We start from the raw sequence: 24,666 nt of genomic DNA, 5'->3' as shown, positions 1-24,666 counted from the left end.
GAGCGTTATAAGAAATGGAAGGTGATGTTCCCTGTTACGCTGCTAACGGTATCGCTATCGCCTTCAATATCCACGCCAAACGCTTGATAACTCGCGCCCACAGACACATTGTCAAGCAAGAAGTATTCGGCACCAACACCATACATGTAAGAGACGCCATCATCTTTGTCTAAGTTTCTAAGTCCGCCGTCATAATCAACGTTGAATGCATTGATGCCGCCTTTTGCGTAAACGTGTAACGGGCCGAAGTCGATACTAGGTTTCGCCGCTAAATAGAATGAATCAAAATCAGCACTACCCCTGCTGCCACTCAAAGATAAATCCACTTTGCCGTGGTTAAAGTAGCCTGCTTCAATGCCAATGAACGGCAAAATACCAGTACCAACATGAATACCGTAGGTTGTATCATTTTCGCTGTCGATATCGGACTGACCAATTTGGCCACCAGCGTAAATCCAAGAGTCAGCCATTGCTGACGTTGAGCACAACGTTAGAGCGAATAACGAGAGTGTTTTTTTCATACTATCCCTTCCTGATCGATTCCTAAGCGAAACATTACGCAAATATGCGCATTTAATCGCCACTATATATTGGAAAGCATAGGCATTTTAAGACTCTAAAAGTGAATAATTTATGTTCAACTTTTGTTTTGTGACTTCCAGACAAAAAAACACCGACATAAAGCCGGTGTGTTTCATATGGTGTTAGAAAGCTTGACGCTTATAGGAAATGTAGTGTTGCGTTAACAGAGAACGTGCTGATATCGTCTTTACCAGCAGTGTAGTTCATGTAGCTAGCACCAACAGACATTGGGCCAAAAATGAAGTACTCAGCACCCACACCGTACATTAGGTCCAAATCGTCATCGTCTTTGCCGCCTTTCACTTTTTTGTCCCACTGATGGAAACCACCTTTTGCATACACGTGTAGCGGACCGAAGTCGATGCTTGGCTTAAGTGCTGCGTAGTAAGAAGTTAGCTTAGTGTCTTGACCATTTACGTTGAACTCACCGTGCTGTGTTACACCAGCTTCAACACCAATGATAGGTAGAATGCCTGTACCAACGTGAACAGAGTATGATGTGTCCGTCTCACCTTTGTAGTCAGACTGACCTACTGTTGCACCACCGTAAATCCAAGAATCCGCCATTGCCGCAGAAGATGCGCCAAGTAGCGCCACTGCTAATAGAGTTTTTTTCATCATCTACCTTTACTCTTTATTATTCCCACGTCTGCATAACTCAGTCGTTGGTACTACAAATAAAGGGAGGCGAACTATTGCCTCCCAGAACTAAAAAATAATGCTTATTGAGTTACTAGCAATTAGTGTACCAGCAACTTCTTAAGCGATAATTACAAATCTGACACTATTTTACTGGTTGATTAGCAAGCATCAATCGCGTTTTTGACTCGTTTATCAGAAACAGGATAAGGAGTGCCTAATTGTTGAGCAAAGTAACTCACGCGAAGTTCTTCAATCATCCAACGCACTTCTTTTACATTTTCAGGAATAGCCACACCTTTCGGGATCTTGTTCAGCAACTCTTTATAGTCTTGAGTCACAGATTCAATCTTCAGCATATGTAAACGATCTTTGTTTGGATCGATAGGCAACTTCTCCATACGGCGCTCTATCGCACGCATGTAGCGAAGAATATCCGGCAAGCGTTTCCAGCCACATTCCGTTGCAAAGCCTTTGAAGATCAAGCCTTCAATTTGTGCTTTGATATCGGACAGAGCAAACGCCATTGTGAAGTCGATCTTGCCTTTTAGCTTCTTATTGATGCTAAACGCCGTGGTCAGAATAGTCTCAACCTGTTGAGCGATCTCTACAACGGTGTCACCCAATTCAGCACGAACGTGTTCTTTCAACGCTTCGAACTTCTCTGGCCCCCAAACTAAACCACCCTGCTCTTCAATAAGCTTATCGACACCGCAGGCAATGCAGTCATCTATCAGATCAAGCACTTTGCCGTAAGGGTTAAAATACAACCCCAACTTCGATTTGTTCGGTAAGTTAGCGTGCAAATATTTAATTGGCGACGGTACGTTCAATAAAATTAGGCGACGCTGACCAGCACGCATTGCCGTTATCTGCTCGTACTCCGTTTCGTAGAGTTTGATTTCAACGCTGTCTTTGGTATCAACAAGCGCCGGATACGCTTTTACATCGTAGCCGCCACGTTTTTGTTGATACACTTTCGGCAATTCGCCAAAACTCCACGTATGCAGACCTTGCTGTTCGATATCGTCATCCGCAACTTTGGAAAGCGTTTCTTGAACTTTGTCTTTCAAACTTTCTTTCAGTTCATGAAGGTCTTTGTTTTCCTTCAGTTTACGATTTCGATGATCAACCGCGCGGAACGTGACTTTCAAGTGCTCAGGTACTTGTTCCAAGTTCCAGTCTTCACGCAGCACTTCTACGCCCGTCATGCGTCGCAACTCTTTCTCCAATGAATCTAACAGCGGCGCTTCCATTGGCGTAACGCGCGCTAAGAATGCATCGGCATAGTTCGGCGCAGGTACAAAGTTCTTACGAATTGTCTTTGGCAACGATTTAATCAAGCTAACCACAAGCTCATGGCGTAAACCTGGGATCTGCCAATCAAAGCCCGCTGGTTCAACTTGGTTTAAAATCGGCAACGGCAAATGCACTGTGACACCGTCACTATCATCGCCTGGTTCAAATTGGTAACTCAATTTGAGCTTCAAACCATTTTGATGCCAGAAGTTCGGGTAATCCAAATCGGTCACATGGCTAGCATCACCCTTCAACAGCATCTCTTTTTCAAAGTTCAGCAGTTCCGGGTTTTCTTTAGATGCTTTTTTCCACCACGTATCGAAATGCTTACCAGACACCACTTCGGTGCCAACGCGTTGGTCATAGAAATCAAACAGCTCATCATCATCCACCAAGATGTCACGACGACGAGATTTGTGTTCAAGCTCTTCCACTTCTTGCAGAAGCTTACGGTTTTGCTTAAAGAACGCGTGTTTGGTTTCCCATTCACCCTCAACCAATGCACTACGAATGAAGATTTCGCGACTTACGGTTGAATCGATACTGCCGTAGTTGACCAAGCGTTTCGGTACGATTGGTACACCGTAAAGCATGACTTTCTCGTGCGCCATCACCGCAGCGCGTTTCTTCGACCAATGCGGTTCGCTGTAACTGCGCTTAATAAGGTGTTTAGCTAACGGCTCAATCCATTCTGGTTGAATCTTTGCGATGATACGACCCCAAAGCTTTGAGGTTTCCACCAGCTCGGCTGACATAATCCATTTAGGTTGTTTCTTGAATAACCCCGATGCTGGGAAGATATGAAAGCGAGCGTTACGCGCGCCTTGATATTCATTCTTTTCTTGGTCTTTCATGCCGATGTGCGACAGCAAACCAACCAAAATGGCACTGTGTACGCCATGGTAAGAAGCGGGCTCATCGTTAAGCTTGAACTCCATCTCACGCATCGACTGATGAATTTGGAAGTACACGTCTTGCCACTCGCGAACGCGCAAGTAGTTCAAATAGTCTTGCTTACACTGTTTGCGGAACTGATTGCTAGACAGGGCTTTTTGCTGCTTTTGGATGTATTCCCACAAATTCACAAATGTCAGGAAGTCCGATTCTTCATGGAAGAAACGACGATGCTTATCGTCTGACGATTGTTGTTTATCTGAAGGACGTTCGCGTGGATCTTGAATCGACAAGGCCGCTGCAATGATCATCACTTCTTTAAGCGCACCATATTTTGGCGCTTCCAATACCATACGCGCCAAGCGCGGATCGATTGGCAAACGCGCTAATTGGCGACCAATGGAAGTCAGGCGTTTTTTCGGGTCTTTTACCTCAGAGTTAATAGCACCAAGCTCTTCCAGCAAACGTACGCCGTCTTGGATGTTACGTTTATCCGGTGCTTCCACAAACGGAAACGCTTGAATATCACCCAAACCAAGTGCCGTCATTTGCAAGATAACCGACGCTAGATTGGTACGCAGGATTTCAGGATCAGTAAACTCTGGGCGTGACTCAAAATCTTCCTCTGAGTACAGACGAATACAGATACCCTCTTCCACACGACCACAACGACCTTTACGCTGGTTCGCACTCGCCTGAGAAACTGGCTCGATTGGAAGACGCTGAACCTTAGTACGGTAACTGTATCGACTGATACGCGCCGTACCCGGGTCGATAACGTACTTAATGCCCGGAACAGTTAGCGAGGTTTCTGCCACGTTGGTTGCCAGTACAATTCGGCGACCAGTGTGAGGTTGGAAAATCTTATTCTGCTCACCTGCCGACAAACGCGCGTAAAGCGGCACAATTTCCGTGCTCTTCAGATTACGTTTGGACAATGCATCTGCGGTATCACGGATTTCACGTTCACCGTTCATGAAAATCAGGATGTCACCTAAACCTTCATCGCACAGTTCATCTACCGCTTCGAAGATGCCTTCAAGCTGGTCACGATCATTGTCGTCATCACCGCTTAGTGGGCGGTAACGTGTTTCTACTGGGTAAGTACGACCCGATACTTCAATGATTGGTGCATTGTTGAAGTGTTTTGAGAAGCGTTCTGGGTCGATGGTTGCGGACGTGATGATCACTTTCAAATCAGGACGACGTGGCAGCAACTCTTTCAAGTAACCCAAGATGAAATCGATGTTAAGGCTGCGCTCGTGCGCTTCATCGATAATGATGGTGTCGTATTGATTCAAGAAACGGTCATGCTGAATTTCAGCCAACAAGATACCATCCGTCATCAATTTGATTTGGGTATTTTCAGAGATCTGATCGTTGAATCGAACCTTGTAACCAACAAACTCACCAAGCTTGGTTTCCATCTCTTCGGCAATACGGTTAGCAACCGAACGCGCTGCAAGACGACGAGGCTGAGTATGACCAATCAGACCAAATTTACCGCGACCAAGCTCAGCACAGATTTTTGGTAGCTGAGTGGTTTTACCAGAACCGGTTTCACCCGCGACGATAACCACTTGGTTTTCTTCGATCGCTTTCGCAATATCGTCGCGTTTTTGGCTTACAGGCAGGATTTCTGGGTATTCAATCGTTGGTTTGTAGTTGCTGCGCTGCTCTGCAACCATCATGGATTTTGCGATGTCTAATGCGATTTCGTCGAACACAGCATTACGCGCTGCGTCCTTCTTAATTTTGCTTGCACCAGAAATACGTTTACTCAAGCGGAAACGGTCGCGCATCATGCACTGATTCAGCGCTTTACGCAGAGATGCCGCGCTATTCACTTGAGCCTGAGGTGTTTGAGCTTGTTTCGCTGTCGCTTTTTGCGCACCATTTGACGGTGTCGCTTGCTCTTCAGCTAGATTCTTTTTTGGGGGCTGTGACGAAGTCAAAGCGTTTCCTATTCTTTTCATTACAAAAACTGCGCGGATTGTATCACACAAGATCTGTAACAAGATAACCGAAAGCTCATTCAATTTTTTCGAACATGTTCAGCGAATCGCTAGGCTTTTGAACTCACTTACGTTGCTTATAATGGCTCCCATAGTCGAAAGCACTTATTTAAGGAATAACCATTATGTCTCGTGTACTAGCTCTAAAATCAAGCATCCTTGGCGATTACTCTCAATCAAACAAATTGGTTGAAGACTTCATCAAAAATGTAGACCAAGACAAGCTTACTGTTCGTGATTTGGCTGCAAACCCGCTACCTGTTTTGGACTTCGCCGTTGCGACTGCACTGCGCGCTACGGAAGATCTTTCACAAGAACAGCAAGCGGTGGTCGACTTGTCTGACACCCTTATTGAAGAAGTAAAGGCCGCAGACACTTTGGTTATTGCCGCTCCAATGTACAACTTTACCATCCCGACTCAGCTTAAAAACTGGATTGATTTGATTGCTCGTGCAGGCGTGACATTCAAATACACAGAAAACGGCGTTCAAGGTTTGATTGAAGGTAAAAAGGCGATTGTAATAACGACTCGTGGTGGTATTCATAAAGATTCACCAACTGACAACGTTACGCCATACCTACGCACTGTGCTGGGTTTTGTAGGAATCACTGATGTGGAATTTGTTTACGCAGAAGCGCTAAACATGGGTGAAGATGCGGCTGCAAAAGGCATTTCAGAAGCGCAAAGCCAACTTGCAACAATGGCGTAAGTTAGAATAAACCAGAATACAAAAGGGATTGGTTCGCGCCAATCCCTTTTTGGATCCTGATGCCTTGATCGTATTTATAGGGTCTCTAACATCGTCAAAAACGATTCACTTTCTCCAAGTTGCGTATTGCATCGAGGTAGACTTTTTCTAAAGACCGCTCAGCTTCGCTTATCATATTCTCGATCATCGCATTAAACGCGACATCGCTACGGATTTCTATATTGTCTCCCGCCTTAACGTCAAGAGAGTTGACGTACAACACCAACCATTCATCGCCCTCCAAGTGCCCTTCTCCGTGAATGGCAAAAAAGCGTTTGGCAAATTCAGCGTTGGTACAATTTATCGCTTCAATTTGAAGATTGAATGAGGAGTCGATACTCATGGTGCTTATGCCATCCGATTCATCAGATGCATCACAAACAGCCTTAACTCTGGCACGATATACGAAATTTCTCGTTGAAAGCAGCATAGTATTATTCATCATTACTCATAATGGGCGATAAATAAGTCAGTTGCAAATCCGACCTATATGCATCTCGCGATGCGCTAAAACTCGAACTGGAAATAAATAGTATTGTAGTTGCTCCCACCTTTAATTCGCCCAAACTGGGAAGCGCTTTCAAAAATCGCCGAGCGGTGATGCAATGAATAGCCCACCCACATATTGTTCCAGCTCTTTTGGTTGAAGAGATCGCCTACATTGACATCAAACGAGAAATCTAGGTAGTTGAGCAACTTGCTTGGTGTATAACCCTTGTCTTCCATTTCTGTGCCTTCAATATAGGTAATGCTATCAATGTATGACACACCTTCCGCTACACCAAATCGCCAAGTCGTAGGCCAATTAACCGTATAATAAGCCTTAATCGCCATGACGTATTCTGTGCTCGCAGACTGAACACTGGACGACCAGTGATGAACCAACCCTGGCGTTAAATAAATATCAAGAGGAAAACCAAACAGCTCATCCGTTAATGGATGCCCATAAAACAATGAAGTAAGTTGATTGTCGTATGGGTCTTTTTCTCTCTCAAAGCTAAATATTTCACCGATGTTCGAAGGCGTCGCCCAACCATGCGCAATACGTAGATATGCTTTATTGCTCAGTGTCGGTTTCGGAACTTTGCTTTTATCGTTGAAAAAGCCAAAACCGACAAACACTTCTCCCTGATATCGATCTTCTACAAGCTGACTGTTGTAGGCGTTATCATCTAAGCGAGTAACACTCGTCTCACCCAGTAAATACAAATTTGAAGTTACATGGTAACGCGCTTTAATACCAAGATTGGTGTCAAGTCCAGCTCCAATTCTCTCGCCAGTAATATCCTTAAAGGAATAATATTCACTATTGAAATCAGCGTCTTTGTATCGAATCGTAATCGATGGCTCTAATTCCCAATCCCCAAATACATAATTGGCAGCAAGGCGGTAATTAGAGTGAAACTGGAGTTCGTCGTCCGTCATCAACTCTACTTCTGCGCGCCAATTGTCGTTAATGCTATAACGCACTTGCCCACCGAAATCGACTCTGTCCCCTTCATTAGCATTTTGTAGCGACATGGGAATATCGACAAATCTCAATCGCATGAGTGCGCTCGCGCGCCAGTCGGAATCACTCTCGTTATACAAAAAAGCGCCACCTTCAATGCCATTGATATACACATGTTCGTTTTCAAAGAACATCATTGGTACAAATGTACTCACCGTAGAGTCATTATCGGCGGTATAAAACGGAATCGATGCTGTACGATACATCGCAGCAATCCCCCACATTTGTTCTTCTGCACCATGCGCAGAAGAAACTGCCGCAGCCAAAGGTAAAGCGAGTGTTGTTAGAATTAATCTCTTCATGAGTTCGAAAAATGTTGGTTGAGAAGCAGGCAAACATCAATGATTTGCCATTAAAAGCTTATGTTCTGCTGATGATAGCCGTTACAATGGCAAATGTTGTCATCCTCGTGACAGTTTGAGTCCCAAGATCATATTAATATTGCACGACTAGGTGAGCTTGTTTGCGAATATTTTACCATTACAACAAGCGCTTAAACTCTAGCTTAGTTCTAAATCAAACATAATGAAGTAAAAAGTGAAAGCATCAGAACTCATCTCTACCTTGAATCATTTACCCGCAGACACAGACCCAGACATTGTGATGGGAGAAGCATGGCTGCCAGAGAGGTTGATAGGGACTCAACTCGATGGTGACATGTTGTTTTTGCACTTTGATAATGCACCAGAAGATGGTCAAGGTGACGAAGAAGGGCGTGGCTTCGTCGAACACGAAATCGACCTAATTAGAACTCGGCTTCAGCAAATTTTGGATGAAGACAGTAATAACGCGTCAAAAGCCGATGCGATGCTTGGTTTGTTCCTTATGGGACATGAACTTAGTAGCTCGCAAGTTATCGAAATATTAGAAGAAGAAGCTGACACATAAGGAGCCGTTTTGCCAGCATTGATGAACACGACTGAAATTTCTTCACTTCCTCTTGTCGTTGCAGGTCCGATCCTACGTAAAGTGACCGCAACTGAAATCAATATTTGGCTAGTCACCACCCAACGCTTGGAGGGTATGGTGCAAATTACGGATGAAAATGCCTCCATCCTTTATCAAGCCCCTTTAAGTGAACAAAAAGAACAGCTTCAAATCGGCCTCAATGCGTGGTGTTGCTTACTTAAATTAGAAGGCGAGTTTCCAACCCATCAAGCGTTACGCTATCAAATAAAAACGCAATATGGATTAGTGACGGAACTGCTCCCTCACCTGACTTATGAGCGAGATAATACGCCAAACTTGGGTATTGAGTTCCTCGTTAGTGAAAAAGCGGATTATCTCCTACATGGCTCTTGCCGTAATCCCCATCACTTCAGTGATGATACATTGGTCGCTGCGGATCATAAAATCGCGTCTCAATCCATTGAAGAAAGACCGGATATGCTCATCATGAGTGGTGATCAAATCTATGCAGACCATGTTGCAGGCCCCACTCTCGATGCCATTGAGCAAGTCATAGCTTTATTGGGTTTGCCAGGCGAAGAATTCGATCAAGCTCCGATAAAAAATACCAATGACCTCTACCAACACCCTGCTTGCTATTATGGTCGAGATAAATTGTTGCCTCATTATGTGAGTGATGACAGTTTACTAAGTAAGTTTTTTCCACACCGAGGGACACCAATATTCAGCGCCAAAGAGTGTGAGAATCACCTAATAAGCTTTGCTGAGTGCTTTGCAATGTACTTATTGGTTTGGTCTCCGACCTTGTGGAAGCTTGTTCGAACGGATCGTTTATTAGAAAACGAATTTACTGTCGGCGGAGAAGTTCTTGAACCCAAATGGCAGCAGCAATGGCGCGAAGAAAAAAAACAAATTGATAAATTCGTCGCAGGTCTGGACAAGGTTCAACGCTTACTCGCTCACATTCCAACCTATATGATTTTTGATGATCACGATGTCACCGACGATTGGAATCTCACCATAGGCTGGGAACAAGCCGCATACAGCAACACGTTTGCAAAACGCATTATCGGTAATAGCTTGATTGCTTACTGGCTTTGCCAAGGTTGGGGAAATGCGCCAGAAAAATTCAATGATGAATTTATGAGCCTCGCTCAACGCTTTATCGATGAGCGAACCTCGCAAACCCAAGATGCATTTATTCAATATTTGTATCGCTTTGAGAATTGGCACTACACCATTCCTACGACACCAAAAGTTGTCGTGCTAGATACACGAACCAGACGCTGGCGTTCTGAGTCTAAAATGAACAAACCTTCTGGCTTAATGGACTGGGAAGCGATGATTGAGTTCCACCAAGAGCTCGTGCACCAAGACAAAGTTGTTATTGTTTCTGCCGCGCCAATGTTTGGTGTGAAATTTATCGAAGCACTACAACGTGTAGTGACCATGCTTGGTAAACCATTGATGGTTGATGCTGAAAACTGGATGGCTCACCCCGGAAGTGCGAATACTCTTATTAGTATTTTCACACACACAAAGACACCAACTAACTTTGTTATTCTCTCTGGCGACGTACACTACTCTTTTGCATACGATATTAAGCTCCGCTATCGAAAAAACAGTCCGAATATCTATCAAATCACCTGTAGTGGAATTAAAAATCAGTTCCCTACACAACTGCTCAATATTTGTGATGGCCTAGATAGACTGCTATACAGCCCTCGCTCACCTTTAAACTGGTTCACAAAACGTAAACGACTCAAGATTTACAAACGCGCACCAAGTACGCACAACTTTTATCGCTTGGTTAACCATAGTGCCATTGGTGAGCTACGCCTTGATGATGAAGGCAAACCAATTCAAATTAGTATTCTGACGAGTGATGGTGACGAAGTTCATTTTCCACCGACACGTGCTGAAAGCTGAGTATCAATCCCCAAATGACTTGCCCTTTGTAAGAGGCCAGTCACCTTGAACTAACTCAGGAGTTTAGGTTTTTTGGTGAGAAAGTGGCCATGCTTAAATGTCAACGGCGTGCTAAATTTGGTATCGCACCTTGAGATCTTCCGTATTTATTACCATGTTAACCAAATAAACAATAGCTCGGTGTTCATTATGTTTAATTCTCTCACATCATTATTTAAACAACTCATTGATGGCTCTGATTTAAGCCAAACCAACACACTTTCCCCTAACATGGCTATCGCGTGTTTGCTTTGTGAAGTTTCTGGCGCAGACCATAGTGTCGATGATAGAGAACAAGAAACAAAGCGCTCTTTATTGATGAAACTGCTTTCGTTAAATGAAGAAGAATCAAATACTTTGTTAGAGCAAGCGCAACAGAAAATAAAAGATTCCGCTTCGCTGTACGACTTTACCTCTCAACTAAGAGAACTGACTCAAGAAACTCGTTACAACTTAATCAAAAGCATGTGGGAAGTCGCTTATGCAGACGGCGAAATTGACCCGCTAGAAGACGCGGTGATCCGTAAAACAGCAGAGCTACTCTATGTTGATCACAGCGAGTTCATTCGAGCGAAGTTACAGTCTCAGTAAAGTGACGAGATGAGTATATAAGTCGCTGGCTAACTCTAAGCTACCCCTAGAATGACAACAGATATCGCTTCTGTAGCCATAAAAAACGCGCACTCTGCGCGTTTTTCAATAAGCCAACGACATTGTTATTAAAATACTGGTCAAGGTATGTGTTTAGCTCTTTCCACACTAAACAGACTGCATGACAAAACAACAATGGTTGGATGATTATTTAATTACAAGCTAGCTAGGTTCGAATAACTAAAACATGGTCAAAGCAAGCTTAGCTAAGTTGTACGCATCCACATAACCAGAATGTTGGCGCCCTTCCCAATCAATGCCTTTTGCTTCTTGAGCTGCTCGGTGACCAATACGCTTATCCTTAAGACGATTTTGAATACGGTAGAGTGTCGCTAAGTTGATGAACTCTGTGAATGGTGCTTCAATACCTTTTTGCTTACACTCTTCTAGAAGAATGAGGTCATCTCGCCCCCAAGATGCAAAGATTTTGTTGCGACCACCGAAGTTCTTAACCATAGATTTAAGCACTTCTTCTAGTGGGCGTCCTTGTTTTTCAATCTTACGTGGTGTGATGCCCGTTAACTCAGCGCAAAACAGAGACACTTCATCGTGTTCTGGTTTCACGTAGTATTGAGCACGCTTGACTATCTCACCTTTAGACAAATCTATTTCAGCTAACCCCACTTCGATAATTTCACCCGTGCTGCCGACGCCATTTTCGTTCCAGCAACACATTTCTAAATCGAAGCATACAATACGGTTATGGTTCATAGTTTGCCTTGGTTCCTAACATAAAAATTTAAAGCGTGCGATTCTATCGTAACACGGCGTAAAACTCGAATTTGTGCGCCCATTTAATCGCCGATCGACACATTATTACGGCCGTTTTTTTTACTCAAATAGAGTTGACTGTCCATTTTGTGATACAAGCTCTCAGGATCTTCTTCTTTATGGATAACCGCACCGATACTCAACGTACAGATGATTGACGCATCACCATAATCAAAAGCCGTACTTGCCACAACACTCCGTAACTTTTCTAGGTAAGCTTCTAGCACTGCTCTATCAATGACTTTAGAAATAATACAAAACTCGTCACCACCAGCGCGGTAAAACTTATCTCCCGGTTTTAAATTAGCACTGACCAGCTTAGTGACATGTTGTAACGCTTCATCTCCACCTAAATGGCCGTGCTTGTCATTAATTACTTTGAAATGGTCGATATCAAAACCAACCAAGGCAAAGTTAACACCTTTGTTTATCTGATTGAGCAAATGATCGTTGAATGCTCGGCGATTAAGTAGTTGAGTTAGAGGGTCTCGCTCTGCCATTCTTTTTAATTCAACGGTTTTGAGCTCCAACATGACCGCTAAGCGCTCTTTTTCTCGAGACTGTAAATTCACAATCCAACTGATCAAAAAGGCGATTACCAATCCGGCTAGTGTCGTGCCCGCTAAAATAGAACGTTCCCAAGCTGAGACTGCGTCAGAAAGCTTAAAGTCAATACGCCATTCACGGTTAGGCAGTTGAATGGTCCGGCTTATAACCGTTCCTCGAATGTTGTCCCAGCTCGCACTTTGAAAGAGAACAGGGTCATCTGCTGCGTCGAATCCCAAATCTTCTACGCGCACCGACATATCGAGCTCCGTCGCGGTTTTCGTAATCAAATCCTCAAAGTAAACCGTACTTCGGATAACACCGGTCACTACTCCTAATAAATATTTGTTCTCGAAGTCGAACACTGGATGGAACACCAACAACCCAGTCTTAGGTATGGACTTGTCATAACCATCTTGCAGTAAGCGAACTTTATCCGAGACATTCGCTCGCCCATTTTCGGAAATATCATCCAAGATTAAATCGAAGCGTTTGCGCGAAAAATAGAAACCCAATAGAGAAAGGTTTTCCGGTGTTCTTGGGTAGATATCCGACGCGATGAAAATTGGCTCATTGTGTTCAAAAATGTACCCGTAGGTTTTGGGACCATCTTTAGGAACGGTAAACGGTTGGAAGTTTGGAAATTTTTGACGGGTCTTTAAAATATGTTCATCAAGATCTTCAAATTCGACCTTTTGCATCCATTGAAGTCCAATGAGACTTCGCGAGCTGTTAATCACTTGTTCCGCATACATCGGAAACGATGGCCAATAGCTTCGCTCAATCGAATGGAAAAAGTTTGCGCCCGCACCAATGAACTTTAGATCATTCTCGACGTTTGCTTTAAGTGATTCTGCTTGTCGGTCGGCTAAAGTATCAAACGTCGTCTGTGTATACCGTTGCTGCATTGTATAAGCAGCACCTACTACACCAGCAGTGACACATAAAGTCGCCAAAAAAGCTAAAATAGAGTCTGAATGTCGTTTTATAAAGCTCTTATGAGCGGTGCTTTGTGTCATATCGTAATTTTTGATACTTCCGTAAGTTAAACTTCGGGATCTATTGAAATACTGCGTTAGCAATGCACAAACATCAAGCAACAACCTATATTGGGGAGTCTGATCGTCGATTTTTCACGCTGTTCGTACGGTATAGTCACGAATTATTACAGCCTTAAGCCTTGAATATGCTACCATCCGTCATCATTTTAATGTCTAAACTTGGTGCAAGATCGCAAAGACGATCGTTTTAGTGAACAAATATGAGCCAATACTGAGCACCAATAAATCAATAGAAAGAGAAAAAACGTCATGAACATTGATTTGAACCTAATTCCTCAAACGTTCGATATGCTTCACGCTGGCCTAACCGCATCGAGCGTTTTGCTTCTTCTAGTTGCAGTGTCGCGCAAATCAAAAGTGGTCGAGAAAGTGGTAGAAAAACCAGTCGAGAAAATCGTCGAGGTTGAGAAACCAGTTGAGAAGATCGTTGAAGTAGAAAAAGTAGTGGAAGTAGAGAAAGTCGTCGAAAAAGTGGTGGAAGTTGAATCAAAACTTGCAACCGCGTCAACGGACTCTGCAATGCAGCTGCTTTCTATCATGCAACAAGAAGCTCGCCTGATTGACTTCCTAAAAGAAGACCTAACGTCATTCTCTGATGAAGAAGTAGGCGCAGCCGCTCGCGTAATCCACACTGGCGGTCAGAAAGTACTGAACGACTACGTGACGCTAGCGCACGTTCGTAACGAAGACGAAGAAACTCGCATTACGGTTGAAGAAGGCTTCAACCCACAAGAAATCCGCCTAACTGGCAACGTAACAGGCAGCGCGCCATTCAACGGCACGCTAGTTCACAAAGGCTGGAAAGCAACATCAATGACGTTGCCTAAACTGGCTGAGAACTACGATGCTTCTGTGATCGCTCCAGCTGAGGTTGAGCTGTAATGGAACACATGAACCAAGAAAACCATTCTCAAGAAGCGTCTGTTGAAACTCAACAGACACCTAAATTCAGTGTTGGTATCGACTTAGGTACAACACACTGTGTCATGTCTTTTGTTGATACACACAACGAAGACGCTCGCGTTGAAGTGATGCCAATCCCGCAGTTAACTGCGCCGGGTACGGTAGAGACTCGTAGCCAATTAGGCTCTTTCCTTTACCAACCACACGAACACGAAATGAACCCGCAATCACGCGTTCTTCCGTGGTCGAGCGAGCCAAAAGCTCTGGTTGGTGCGATTGCACGTAACCTAGGTTCGAAAACGCCAATTCGTCTTGTTGCCAGTGCGAAATCTTGGCTTTGTCACTCAGGTGTGAACCGTCGTGATGCATTCCTACCAGCAGGTAGCCCAGAAGAAGTGGAAAAAATATCCCCTCTTCGCGCGACAGAACTTTACCTAGAACACCTAAAAGACGCTTGGAATCACGCGAATCCAAATCACAACCTTGCCGATCAAGACGTGACTATTACGGTTCCTGCTTCTTTTGATCCTGCTGCTCGAGACCTAACTGCAGAAGCAGCACGCAACGTTGGTTTTGTGCACCTAACGCTTCTAGAAGAGCCACAAGCTGCGCTTTACAACTGGATCGATAACAGCAACGACAAATGGCGCGACCAAGTTGAAGTTGGCGACATCGTACTTGTGGTCGATATCGGTGGTGGTACCACTGACCTTTCTTTGGTGGAAGTCACTGAAGACGGCGGTAACCTAACTCTGAACCGTATCGCGGTAGGTGAACACATCCTACTTGGCGGTGACAACATGGACCTTGCACTTGCGTACCGCTTGAAGATGAAGCTAGCGCAAGAAGGCAAAGAGCTACAGCCATGGCAAGTTCAGGCAATGACGCACGCATGTCGTGACGCGAAAGAAGCACTATTGAACGACAGCGAGCTTCAGTCAGTGCCAATCGTAGTACCAAGCCGCGGTTCTAAACTGCTTGGCGCAACGTTGAAAACAGAACTGACTCAAGAAGAAGTACAGCAAACACTGGTTGACGGTTTCTTCCCTCAAGTTGCGATTACGGACCATCCTGTTCAACGTAACCGTGGTGCACTAACGCAAATGGGTCTACCTTACGCACAAGATGCAGGCATTACTCGTCACATCGCTGCGTTCCTGTCTAAACAAGCTAATGCCCTTTCTACCTCAGGAAATGGTGGCACAGAAGCAACTCAAGATTTCAACCCATTCGCTAACATGCCGGGTATGCTAGGTACTGATACAGCGCAATCAGCTGACTTCATCAAGCCCACCGCAATCCTATTCAACGGTGGTGTTCTGAAATCGAAACTTCTAGCAACTCGTCTAGAAGACACGATCAACGAGTGGCTAATTGAAGCAGATGCTGAAATGGCAAAACGCCTAACAGGTGTGGATCTAGACCTTGCAGTTGCTAGCGGTGCGGCTTACTACGGCTCTGTACGTCGTGGTCAAGGCGTTCGTATCCGTGGTGGTATTGCTTCGGCGTACTACGTGGGTATCGAAAGTGCGATGCCTGCGATTCCTGGCATCGCGCCTCCAATGGAAGCACTTTGCGTTGCACCATTTGGTATGGAAGAAGGTTCCAGCGTTGACGTACCAAGCCAAGAGTTTGGTTTGATCATCGGTCAGCCGGTTAACTTCCAATTCTTTGGCTCAACGGTTCGTCGTGATGACCTAGCAGGTACTCACCTAGACTACTGGGCACCAGAAGAGCTTGAAGAGCTTCCAGAGATCCAAGTAACGCTGCCTGTATCTGAAGGTCGTCGTGAAGGCGAAGTGGTTCCAGTAACCCTAGCCTCTCGCGTCACTGAGCTTGGTACGCTTTACTTAGAAGCCATTGCCGCTGATAACGGTCAAAAATGGCATGTTGAGTTCGATGTGCGCGAAGACGCGAAAAGCAACTCAAACGAAGAAGAATAAATAGAAATCAAACGGCATCCAATCGGGTGCCGTTTTTAAATACACGAAGGTTTGTATGGCATCTCCTCGTTTTCTTGTTGGTATTGACCTTGGCACCACAAACACTGTGGTGGCGTATTGTGAAATTACCGACAACCTTGAACAATCCGAAGTATCCCTATTCGACATCGACCAATTGATTGGTCCGGGTGAAGTGGTTCGTAAGCCATTGTTGCCCTCTTTCCGCTATCACCCAGCGGTTGGTCAAATCTCCCCTTCTGACCTAACACTTCCTTGGGAAAACGAACCTGTATCTGGCGACATTAGTAATGTGATCGTGGGTGAATGGGCTCGTGAATTAGGCGCTAAGGTGGAAGGACGTCAAGTATCCAGTGCTAAAAGCTGGCTATCGCACCAAGCAGTGGATCGTAGTTCAGACATTCTTCCTTGGGCGGGCGCGCAAGACGTAGATAAAGTCTCACCCGTTATTGCCAGCGCAAGCTACCTCAACCACATTCGTCAAGCATGGAACTACCGTCACCCTAGCAATAAGATAGAAGACCAAAATGTGGTTGTGACCGTTCCAGCGTCGTTCGATGAAACCGCTCGTAAACTCACGCTTGAAGCTGCACAGCTGGCTGGTTTAAAGAAAATCGTCCTGCTCGAAGAGCCACAAGCCGTATGTTACGACTGGTACGCACGCCACCAGCAAACCGCAGCTGATGAACTCAAAGAGTTGCCGCTGATTCTGGTGTGTGATGTGGGCGGTGGTACTACCGACTTGAGCTTGATTGAAGCAAGTTTCTCTTCTCAAGATGAACTAGCCCTTGATCGTATTGGTGTTGGCGAGCACTTGATGCTTGGTGGTGATAACCTCGACTTAGCATTAGCGCACCTTGCGGAGAGCCGCCTTTCTCAAAATAAAGGGGAACAAAGTAAGAAGCTCACTGCCGCAAGCCTGACTAAGTTGATTCAGCAAACGCGTAAAGCGAAAGAAAACCTGCTTTCAGCGAGTGCACCTGAAGAAGTAAAAATCACCATGCTGGGCAGCGGCTCAAAACTTCTTGGCGGAACAAAGAGTATTGGGCTGAGCAAACAAGAAGTGCACCAAATCGCTTTAGATGGCTTCTTCCCGCTTTCTGATTTCAGTGAAGTGCCGGACAAACGCCGCAGCGCGGTTGTCGAGTTTGGTCTTCCATACGTTGCTGACCCAGCGGTGAGCAAGCACGTAGCCGAGTTCTTAACTCAGCACCAACAAGTTGCTCGTGCCGCTCTTCGCATTGAAGACGACAAACAAAATGCCATTCCGGTAGGTTTGCTACTCAACGGTGGTGTGTTCAATAGTGAACTTGTGACTGAGCGAGTGACTACCCTACTGTCCGATTGGCGCGGTGCTCCGGTTACGGTATTAGACAACCCACATCCAGATTGGTCTGTTGCACTAGGTGCTGTTGCATTTGGTAAAGCACGTCGTGGAGCACAGCTAAAAATTGGTGGCGGTGCGGCGCGTTCTTACTTCTTGCACCTTCAAGAGAAGAACAAGATGGGCAAAGCGCTCTGTTTGCTTGCAAAAGGTACAGAAGAAGGACACGAGATCCGCTTAAGTGGTCGTCGTTTCTCGCTTACCCTAGGTGAACCTGTTCGCTTTAACCTGCTGACTTCTACACACGACACCTTAACCAATAACACCGTTATTCAAAACGGTGTGATGGTGGACGTCGATCCTGACTTGTTTGCTCCTCTTCCACCTTATATCACTACCCTTGAAGGTGAAGGCGCTGAACTGCAAGCCAACCAGAAAGAGCGTGTAGAAGTACAACTGGCGTGTCAGTTGACTGAAGTCGGCACGCTTAAGATGGAATGTGTCAGCGCAGAAGATGACAGCAAACGTTGGGAGCTGGAATTCGAAGTTCGTAACAAGCAAACCGACGACAGTGAACAAGTTAAACTTCACCCTAAGTTGAACGAATGTAAGGAGCTGATCGCTCGCCTTTACAGCGGTAACAAGAAAAGCGCAGAAGGCAAAGAGATCAAAACCTTAGCCAAAGACCTTGAGAAGAAGCTCGGCAAACGTGACGAATGGGACTTCACCACACTCCGTCAACTTTTCGATACTTTTGCACAAGGTCGTAAGCGTCGCCGTCGTTCTGAACAGCACGAGAAAAACTGGCTTCGTTTGGCTGGCTTTGCACTGCGTCCGGGCTTTGGCGATCCAACAGACTCTTGGCGTATTGAGCAAGTTTGGGGACTGTATCAACAAAATATTCAGTTCAAAAACCATCAAGGCTGGACAGACTGGTGGGTATTCTGGCGACGTATCGCGGGCGGTCTAAGCCAAGAACAACAAGAAACCATTTTGGCAGACATCGCGAAATACCTACACCCTGGCGCGATGAAAAACCCACAGTCAGCTAAAGCGGCACAAGACATGGGTTATGAATCCATGGTTCGATTGGCGGCGTCGCTTGAACACCTAGAAGTCGAAGACAAAGTTCTATTGGCAACGTGGTTCTTGAGCAAAGCCATCAACCAAAACCAGTTTGAACAAGCGCACTGGTGGGCATTGGGACGCTTGGCATCGCGAACGCCACTTTATGGCAGCCAGCACAACGTCATTCCTCGTGAACAAGCGGAACAGTGGCTACCTAAATTACTGGAACAAAACTGGCAGAAAGAACCAATGATCGCGTTCGCAGCCGTAATGATTTGTCGTAAGACGGGCGACCGCCTATTCGATATCTCTGACGACTACCGTGAGCAAGTGCTGGCTAAGTTGAAGCAAAGCAAGGTGCCTGAATCTTGGATATCACTGGTTGAAGAAGTCAAAGAGTTATCTGAGAGCGAATCGAAGCGTATCTTCGGTGATGCACTGCCAAGCGGTCTGACGCTGGTAAACAACTAAGCTCCCATGCTTATAAACGCAACAAAGCCCTTCGAGTGAAGGGCTTTGTTTTATCTGATTCTGCTTGCTGACGATAGTCGACTCGTTAGTTCATTTCCGTATTGATTACCACATCACGCGTTTCATTATCCATATCACTGATGCCGACAACTGAGATTTCACGGTCAGATAAATTCTCAATCATGCTGTCTTCTAACCCACCGTCCGTCATCCACGCATAGAATTTTTCTGCAATACGATCCGAACCTTCTCCGACAAACGTTAATGTGACCTTCTTCATTTGTGACACTCCATCAATTTGCGATTCAGCCACTTAAGCGTAGTATGTTTCGCAAATATCGACATAAACTAGGACTAACTTCTTTTATGAGTATCGAAAAATTTGACGCGATTTATCAGCGCGCTGCCGAGCGTAAAGGTGGTGAAGATCAACTTGAAGCGCTTTTATCTCATCCACTAAGCAAAGAAGAGCTGGCAGCGATTCCCGACGACCGTTGGCTGGCTGCTTTTTCAATGAAGGTATTCCAAAGTGGGATTTCGTGGAGCGTGGTTCGCAACAAGTGGCCGAACTTCGAAGAAGTGTTCTTCGGATTTAAGATTGAGCCGCTGTTGATGCTGTCAGACGAGCAATGGGAAACCAAAGCAACCGACAAACGCATCATTCGCCACCTCACTAAAGTCATGTCGATTCCTGCCAACGCACGTATGATCCACGAAGCAAAAATCGAATATGGCTCGTTTGGCAAAATGGTTGCCGATTGGCCGCAAGAGAAAATCACCGACCTGTGGGCGTATTTGAAGAAACGCGGTAATCGCCTAGGGGGCAATACCGGTCCTTACACACTTCGCCAAATGGGCGTTGATACCTTCATCTTGTCTAGCGACGTTGAAGCTTACCTGCGTAATTGCAAGATCATTGAAGGTGGCAAAGATACGAAAAAATCGCTCGATGCAACCAACAAAGCGTTTGTTCAATGGCAGCAAGAAAGTGGCAGAAGCCTGTCTGAAATCAGCCAAATCATTGCGTTCAGCACCGGCGATAATCGCATTTAACAGAGACTGGCCCAAAACAAAACGGCGCACCAAATATTGGATTTAGTGCGCCGTTTTTATGTTCATTGGTTCAAGTACAGACTTACTTTGAAGCCAGTGATTCCCACTCAGTCAGTAGCTGCATAATACGGTGAGAGTCTTCCCATGTTGCACAAGGGTTCTCTAACGATGTACGCCCTGCTTCAACCGCTTGGCGAATATTGCGCACTTGATAGAAGAAAGCGTCTCCAGCTGCCGATACAGACACCTCGCGCTTCGACGTCTCGTAAATTTCCACACTAAACTGGTTGTCTTGCGTTGGTAGCCATGGGTTTGAATCTAACGTAATACAGCCTTTGCTACCCAGAATGGTGAATTGGTGTTTCAATCCATGATCTTCGGCGGTGTGTACGCTCGCCGTTTGTTGCTCACCGAATTGCATCATCAAACTCGATTCACAGATATTCCCATCGTTACCTCGTCGACCAATCGCCGTCATAGAGCGGTTTCCAACGGCTTGTTCACCCAACATGGTTTTCACCACCAAATGCACTAATGACATTGGGTAGCAACCTAAGTTATACAAAGCACCTTTGCTGTCTGGATTAACAAACTGCGCAATCGACGCAATATAAGACGTGTGGATGGAGCGAAGTTCACCAATCTCTCCCGATTCAAGCACCGAAACCAACTCGCTGATCAACGGGTGATGTAAATACATTAAGCCTTCAGCAAAGAACACCTTGTGTGCTTCTACTGCTTGAAGTGCCAGCTCGGTTTTTTCCATATCGACAGAAAGCGACTTTTCACACAGAATCGCTTTGCCCTGCTCAGCCGCTTTGACGATAAAGTCATGATGAAGGTGATTTGGCAATGCGATGTAAATAATGTCGACTTGCTCATCGGCAATCAACGCATCGTAATCGTTGAACGTATTCTCGATGCCATATTGCTCAGCGAATGTCTTTAAGTTCTGCTCCGAACGCCCAGCAACCGCGTACAGTTCACTCTTGTCATCGCCTTGGATTGCCTCAGCCATGACACCTGAGATAAAGCTTGTGCCTAAAATGCCCCATTTCATGTTCACGTCTCCTATTGAGCTTGGGTTTCGAATGCTTGGACTAACTCTGCCATTTCAGCTGCAATGAACGCTTGTGTATGCGGCATAGCAAAATGCGCTTCAATCGCGGTGCGGTTTTCATATCGCTCCCAAAGAATCACACGTTGTGGATCTTTAGAATCGTAGGTCGCATTCGCTTGCAAGCACCCCGCTTCGCTTTGCATATCAAGGCAAAATTGTTCAATGGCTTCAACCACTTGTTGTCTTGGCTTATCGGCATTCATTTTCAGTTCGGCGGTAACAAAAATCGTCTCGCTCATGATGGATCTCTTTCTCCATTCTTAATCATACGCCCACTGTAATTAACCTCATTTGATTGATAAACTCTGCTTTAGTTATTTCTTTATCAACTCTGGGTGTGCAATGGATAAATTAACAAGCATGAAAGTTTTCGCTTACGTGGTCGAACACGGCAGCTTTCGTAATGCTGCACACCACTTTGATATTTCACCGACTATGGTTGGCAAGCACGTGAGCTTTCTTGAGCAAAGCTTAGGTACACAGCTGATTCATCGCACCACGCGTAAACAGTCCTTAACCGAAGCTGGCAGACTCTACTATCAAGAATGCCACCGCATTATTGAAGACATCACCAACGCAGAGAACCTAATCCAGACGCTGATTAACCGTCCAACCGGAACAGTAAAAGTTAACTGCCCTGTCACGTATGGCAAAAAGGTCATCGCCCCCATCGTAGCTGACTTCTTAGCTGAATTTCCCGATTTGAACGTTGAGCTGATGTTGGATAACAATTTGATTGACCCATATCGAAGCGAAGCTGACGTGATTATTCGAATCGGTGAATTGGTCGATTCGTCGTTAGTCGCGAGAAAATTGGGTGAATACCACATGACTTACTGCGCCTCACCCTCTTACCTTGAGCAACATGCCCCTATCCAATCGCTTGATGACCTTGAACACCATCATTGTTTGGGGTTTCAGTATCACCAAGGAGAAAGCCAACAAGTGGTGAACATGCCATCTAATACCTTTGGAAACAGCAACACCCGATTAACGTCTAATAATGGCGATGTACTTAAGTTTGCCGCGTTAAAAGGCTCTGGTGTTCTTCTGCAACCAAAGATCTTAGTTGAGCAGAAAATCCAATCTGGTGCCTTGGTAGAAATTCTCCAGCAACATGCTCCCAAGCCAAAACCGATCCACCTGCTTTACCGTTCAAAACAGCTTTCCCTTAAAAACCGTACCTTGGTCGATTTTATTCTTTCTCATGTGAATCCATAACGTCACCCCATAAAGCGGCGACAATTTAACCATTTAATTAACTTTTATTGTCGATATGACAAATATTATTGCTTGTTAATTGTCTTTATTTTTCATGTTGTTAGTCAGAGACACCCATAACTAGGCATAATTTATTGATTCACACCAATTGCATTGCTCTGACAAAGTGACTAGGATTGCCGCCTTTCCTGAGTGAACTATCAAAAAAATATCGAGAAATTTAATCTAATTTCTCTTCCTGTTCGTGTGCAATCACAACATTTACACTCATTTCAAATTGCATAAGCACATTCCTTTGCTTATGAAAACGACATTGATTTCTCAACGCTTTTAGTCACGTATGTGACTTTTTGGCTTGAGAGAGATTTTTATTCAAGGTAGGTCACAAGGACGCTACCCCTTGACTGCATTTACTGGAGGATAAGATGCCTAAAGGTCTAATGCTGACTGACTTAGCCATCGCTGGCTTACTATTGATTTTGGCAAAAGTCATTCGCGTTCACGCGCCATTACTACAGCGTATGTACATTCCATCGGCGGTTCTCGCAGGATTATTCGGTCTAATTTTTGGACCAGCCCTGTTAGACGTACTGCCTTGGACCGATACGTTTACCGCTAACGCAAGCCTATTAACTGCTGCACTTTTTTCTGCGTTAGGTCTGGCAACGGATGTTCCATCACCTAAAACCGTCGCGCAGCGTGCTGGCTCATTGTGGGCGTTTAACCAAATCGCTTCTGTTTCTCAGTGGTTGTTTGCGGCAATGTTTGGTCTAGTTCTCACAACCTTCTTCTGGCCAGAGATTAATCCCGGCTTTGGTGTGACAATGTCTGCGGGCTTTATGGGTGGTCACGGGTCTGCCTCTGTTGTTGGTGAAATCTTCACGGGGCTTGGCTGGGAAGATGGCTTCACACTTGGCTTAACGTTCGCAACCGTGGGTATTTTCATTTCAATTTCTGTCGGCATGCTCATGCTGCAATTCGCATTGAAGATGGGTTGGATTCGTAGCTTTACGACATTCGATAGCATGGATGAACACGAACGCAAGGGGCTCGTTAAGCCTGATGATCAAGAGCCGGTAATGAAAGACACCATGTCTTCCCTGTCGGTTGATTCTTTTGCGATTCACGCGGCGTTGGTTGTAGTGGTAACAGCTTTCTCGTATGTAGCGGCTAACTACTTATCTTCTTTCCACGATAAGGTACAAATCCCTACGTTCGTAACTGGCTTCCTTGGCGGCATGCTCGTGCGAATCGTCGCGAAACAAACGAAAGCTTCACGCTATCTTTGTGACGGTGCATTCAAACACGCTGCGGGCATCAGTACCGATTATTTGATTATCTTTGGTATCTCAGCCATCAAGATTACCGTCCTAGCCCAGTATTTAATGCCGATGGTAGTGCTTGCAATCGGCGGTATCGCCTTCACACTATGGCTAATCTTCTGGGTTGCCCCACGTATCATGGGAGAAGATTGGTTCGAGAAAGGCATTTTCTCTTGGGGTTGGTTAACCGGTACGGTTGCCATGGGTATTGCGTTGCTTCGTATTGTTGATCCAAAAATGCGTAGCAAGGTGCTTGATGATTACGCCATCGCTTATGTCCCTGGCTCAATCACTGACATCTTCATCATCTCTTTGATGCCAATCGCGATGTATAACGGCATGCACTGGCAAGCGCTTGGTGTAGGATTAGGTTACATCGCAATTGTCTTATTTATTTGGCGATTCATTTTTAAACGTAACAGCAGTGCTCTGACACACGAATCTTAGTCGCTTTACTCGGGAGGATTTTATCCTCTCGAGTTCATTCCTTGGTTTTTCTCAAAATCACTCCCCACCTCGAAAATAAGCAACTTGTTTTATATTTGAGATTTGCAATCCCGATCTCTTATTATCATTCTTTTTTAATACTTGACCTGAAAGTTTCTATATCAGAATAGCCGCCTATTCGT

The 24,666-nt window shown here is 45.2% G+C and carries 20 protein-coding genes; 10 read left to right on the top strand and 10 right to left on the bottom strand.

Annotated elements, in window-relative coordinates; translation table 11 throughout:
- Positions 1–5: 5 nt before the first annotated feature.
- The 3 genes from R7F07_RS15515 to hrpA form a co-directional block, all read right to left on the bottom strand.
- Entirely contained in the window at positions 6–521 is a 516-nt protein-coding gene (locus R7F07_RS15515; protein ID WP_005377661.1) for an outer membrane beta-barrel protein, read from the bottom strand.
- A 199-nt stretch (positions 522–720) separates the two neighbouring features.
- Positions 721–1,200: an outer membrane beta-barrel protein gene (locus R7F07_RS15510; RefSeq protein WP_021033871.1), complete on the bottom strand. Its 480-nt coding sequence runs from the start codon at positions 1,198–1,200 to the stop codon at positions 721–723.
- Between the two features lie 182 nt (positions 1,201–1,382).
- Positions 1,383–5,369 (bottom strand): ATP-dependent RNA helicase HrpA, encoded by a 3,987-nt coding sequence (gene hrpA / locus R7F07_RS15505; protein ID WP_171342972.1) that lies wholly within the window; start codon positions 5,367–5,369, stop codon positions 1,383–1,385.
- Between the two features lie 185 nt (positions 5,370–5,554).
- On the opposite strand from hrpA, the gene R7F07_RS15500 reads away from it, so the two are divergent.
- Positions 5,555–6,139: an FMN-dependent NADH-azoreductase gene (locus R7F07_RS15500; protein ID WP_025766683.1), complete on the top strand. Its 585-nt coding sequence runs from the start codon at positions 5,555–5,557 to the stop codon at positions 6,137–6,139.
- A 94-nt stretch (positions 6,140–6,233) separates the two neighbouring features.
- Here the strand turns inward: R7F07_RS15500 and R7F07_RS15495 are convergent, their stop codons facing one another.
- Entirely contained in the window at positions 6,234–6,620 is a 387-nt protein-coding gene (locus R7F07_RS15495) for a hypothetical protein (RefSeq protein WP_080960090.1), read from the bottom strand.
- A gap of 65 nt (positions 6,621–6,685) precedes the next feature.
- The gene (locus tag R7F07_RS15490; RefSeq protein ID WP_171342973.1) at positions 6,686–7,990 is read right to left on the bottom strand and encodes a MipA/OmpV family protein; all 1,305 of its coding nucleotides are present in this window, start codon (positions 7,988–7,990) and stop codon (positions 6,686–6,688) included.
- Positions 7,991–8,225: 235 nt separating this feature from the next.
- On the opposite strand from R7F07_RS15490, the gene R7F07_RS15485 reads away from it, so the two are divergent.
- The 3 genes from R7F07_RS15485 (at position 8,226) to R7F07_RS15475 (ending at position 11,156) form a co-directional block, all read left to right on the top strand.
- Positions 8,226–8,576 (top strand): hypothetical protein, encoded by a 351-nt coding sequence (locus tag R7F07_RS15485; protein ID WP_017634942.1) that lies wholly within the window; start codon positions 8,226–8,228, stop codon positions 8,574–8,576.
- A gap of 9 nt (positions 8,577–8,585) precedes the next feature.
- On the top strand, positions 8,586–10,526 hold the full coding sequence (locus R7F07_RS15480; protein ID WP_171342974.1) for an alkaline phosphatase D family protein: 1,941 nt from the start codon (positions 8,586–8,588) through the stop codon (positions 10,524–10,526).
- A gap of 189 nt (positions 10,527–10,715) precedes the next feature.
- Positions 10,716–11,156: a TerB family tellurite resistance protein gene (locus R7F07_RS15475; protein WP_017820644.1), complete on the top strand. Its 441-nt coding sequence runs from the start codon at positions 10,716–10,718 to the stop codon at positions 11,154–11,156.
- A 240-nt stretch (positions 11,157–11,396) separates the two neighbouring features.
- On the opposite strand, the gene R7F07_RS15470 is transcribed toward R7F07_RS15475, so the two are convergent.
- Together R7F07_RS15470 and R7F07_RS15465 are read right to left on the bottom strand one after the other, a co-directional pair.
- A complete protein-coding gene (locus R7F07_RS15470) occupies positions 11,397–11,927 on the bottom strand; it encodes a 3'-5' exonuclease (protein WP_005377684.1) in 531 nt (176 codons plus the stop codon).
- Positions 11,928–12,010: 83 nt separating this feature from the next.
- Entirely contained in the window at positions 12,011–13,552 is a 1,542-nt protein-coding gene (locus R7F07_RS15465; RefSeq protein ID WP_005377686.1) for a sensor domain-containing diguanylate cyclase, read from the bottom strand.
- Positions 13,553–13,843: 291 nt separating this feature from the next.
- On the opposite strand from R7F07_RS15465, the gene R7F07_RS15460 reads away from it, so the two are divergent.
- Genes R7F07_RS15460 through R7F07_RS15450 form a run of 3 tightly spaced genes read left to right on the top strand, consistent with a single transcriptional unit; the run spans position 13,844 to position 19,321 of the window.
- Positions 13,844–14,476, top strand: a complete 633-nt coding sequence (locus R7F07_RS15460; RefSeq protein ID WP_005389474.1) for a DUF2760 domain-containing protein — start codon at positions 13,844–13,846, stop codon at positions 14,474–14,476.
- Positions 14,476–16,440: an Hsp70 family protein gene (locus R7F07_RS15455; RefSeq protein WP_171342975.1), complete on the top strand. Its 1,965-nt coding sequence runs from the start codon at positions 14,476–14,478 to the stop codon at positions 16,438–16,440. The genes R7F07_RS15460 and R7F07_RS15455 overlap by 1 nt, the downstream gene beginning before the upstream one ends.
- A gap of 55 nt (positions 16,441–16,495) precedes the next feature.
- Entirely contained in the window at positions 16,496–19,321 is a 2,826-nt protein-coding gene (locus R7F07_RS15450) for an Hsp70 family protein (RefSeq protein ID WP_171342976.1), read from the top strand.
- A gap of 85 nt (positions 19,322–19,406) precedes the next feature.
- Here the strand turns inward: R7F07_RS15450 and R7F07_RS15445 are convergent, their stop codons facing one another.
- Positions 19,407–19,601: a hypothetical protein gene (locus tag R7F07_RS15445; RefSeq protein ID WP_005377692.1), complete on the bottom strand. Its 195-nt coding sequence runs from the start codon at positions 19,599–19,601 to the stop codon at positions 19,407–19,409.
- Positions 19,602–19,687: 86 nt separating this feature from the next.
- Between R7F07_RS15445 and R7F07_RS15440 the strand changes: the two genes are divergently transcribed.
- The gene (locus R7F07_RS15440; RefSeq protein WP_005377694.1) at positions 19,688–20,374 is read left to right on the top strand and encodes a DNA-3-methyladenine glycosylase I; all 687 of its coding nucleotides are present in this window, start codon (positions 19,688–19,690) and stop codon (positions 20,372–20,374) included.
- Between the two features lie 82 nt (positions 20,375–20,456).
- Here R7F07_RS15440 and R7F07_RS15435 read toward each other — a convergent pair whose 3' ends face one another.
- Both R7F07_RS15435 and R7F07_RS15430 read right to left on the bottom strand, forming a co-directional pair.
- Positions 20,457–21,434, bottom strand: coding sequence for a Gfo/Idh/MocA family protein (locus R7F07_RS15435; RefSeq protein WP_171342977.1), 978 nt, complete (start codon positions 21,432–21,434; stop codon positions 20,457–20,459).
- Positions 21,435–21,445: 11 nt separating this feature from the next.
- Positions 21,446–21,733, bottom strand: a complete 288-nt coding sequence (locus R7F07_RS15430) for a putative quinol monooxygenase (protein ID WP_039842932.1) — start codon at positions 21,731–21,733, stop codon at positions 21,446–21,448.
- 103 nt (positions 21,734–21,836) lie between these two features.
- Between R7F07_RS15430 and R7F07_RS15425 the strand changes: the two genes are divergently transcribed.
- Entirely contained in the window at positions 21,837–22,715 is an 879-nt protein-coding gene (locus tag R7F07_RS15425; RefSeq protein ID WP_171342978.1) for a LysR family transcriptional regulator, read from the top strand.
- 425 nt (positions 22,716–23,140) lie between these two features.
- On the top strand, positions 23,141–24,484 hold the full coding sequence (locus R7F07_RS15420; RefSeq protein WP_158159647.1) for a sodium/glutamate symporter: 1,344 nt from the start codon (positions 23,141–23,143) through the stop codon (positions 24,482–24,484).
- The last annotated feature ends 182 nt before the right edge of the window (positions 24,485–24,666 follow it).

This window comes from Vibrio sp. YT-16 (assembly GCF_033337405.1).
Lineage (GTDB): Bacteria > Pseudomonadota > Gammaproteobacteria > Enterobacterales > Vibrionaceae > Vibrio > Vibrio alginolyticus.
This window is presented reverse-complemented; position numbering and strand designations above follow the sequence as displayed.

Bases quoted from the DNA above. Each gene is read 5' to 3' on its own strand.
- R7F07_RS15515 (WP_005377661.1), bottom strand. From the start codon at position 521: ATGAAAAAAACACTCTCGTTATTCGCTCTAACGTTGTGCTCAACGTCA.
- R7F07_RS15510 (WP_021033871.1), bottom strand. From the start codon at position 1,200: ATGAAAAAAACTCTATTAGCAGTGGCGCTACTTGGCGCATCTTCTGCG.
- R7F07_RS15500 (WP_025766683.1), top strand. From the start codon at position 5,555: ATGTCTCGTGTACTAGCTCTAAAATCAAGCATCCTTGGCGATTACTCT.
- R7F07_RS15495 (WP_080960090.1), bottom strand. From the start codon at position 6,620: ATGAATAATACTATGCTGCTTTCAACGAGAAATTTCGTATATCGTGCC.
- R7F07_RS15490 (WP_171342973.1), bottom strand. From the start codon at position 7,990: ATGAAGAGATTAATTCTAACAACACTCGCTTTACCTTTGGCTGCGGCA.
- R7F07_RS15475 (WP_017820644.1), top strand. From the start codon at position 10,716: ATGTTTAATTCTCTCACATCATTATTTAAACAACTCATTGATGGCTCT.
- R7F07_RS15470 (WP_005377684.1), bottom strand. From the start codon at position 11,927: ATGAACCATAACCGTATTGTATGCTTCGATTTAGAAATGTGTTGCTGG.
- R7F07_RS15465 (WP_005377686.1), bottom strand. From the start codon at position 13,552: ATGACACAAAGCACCGCTCATAAGAGCTTTATAAAACGACATTCAGAC.
- R7F07_RS15460 (WP_005389474.1), top strand. From the start codon at position 13,844: ATGAACATTGATTTGAACCTAATTCCTCAAACGTTCGATATGCTTCAC.
- R7F07_RS15455 (WP_171342975.1), top strand. From the start codon at position 14,476: ATGGAACACATGAACCAAGAAAACCATTCTCAAGAAGCGTCTGTTGAA.
- R7F07_RS15450 (WP_171342976.1), top strand. From the start codon at position 16,496: ATGGCATCTCCTCGTTTTCTTGTTGGTATTGACCTTGGCACCACAAAC.
- R7F07_RS15445 (WP_005377692.1), bottom strand. From the start codon at position 19,601: ATGAAGAAGGTCACATTAACGTTTGTCGGAGAAGGTTCGGATCGTATT.
- R7F07_RS15440 (WP_005377694.1), top strand. From the start codon at position 19,688: ATGAGTATCGAAAAATTTGACGCGATTTATCAGCGCGCTGCCGAGCGT.
- R7F07_RS15435 (WP_171342977.1), bottom strand. From the start codon at position 21,434: ATGAAATGGGGCATTTTAGGCACAAGCTTTATCTCAGGTGTCATGGCT.
- R7F07_RS15430 (WP_039842932.1), bottom strand. From the start codon at position 21,733: ATGAGCGAGACGATTTTTGTTACCGCCGAACTGAAAATGAATGCCGAT.
- R7F07_RS15425 (WP_171342978.1), top strand. From the start codon at position 21,837: ATGGATAAATTAACAAGCATGAAAGTTTTCGCTTACGTGGTCGAACAC.
- R7F07_RS15420 (WP_158159647.1), top strand. From the start codon at position 23,141: ATGCCTAAAGGTCTAATGCTGACTGACTTAGCCATCGCTGGCTTACTA.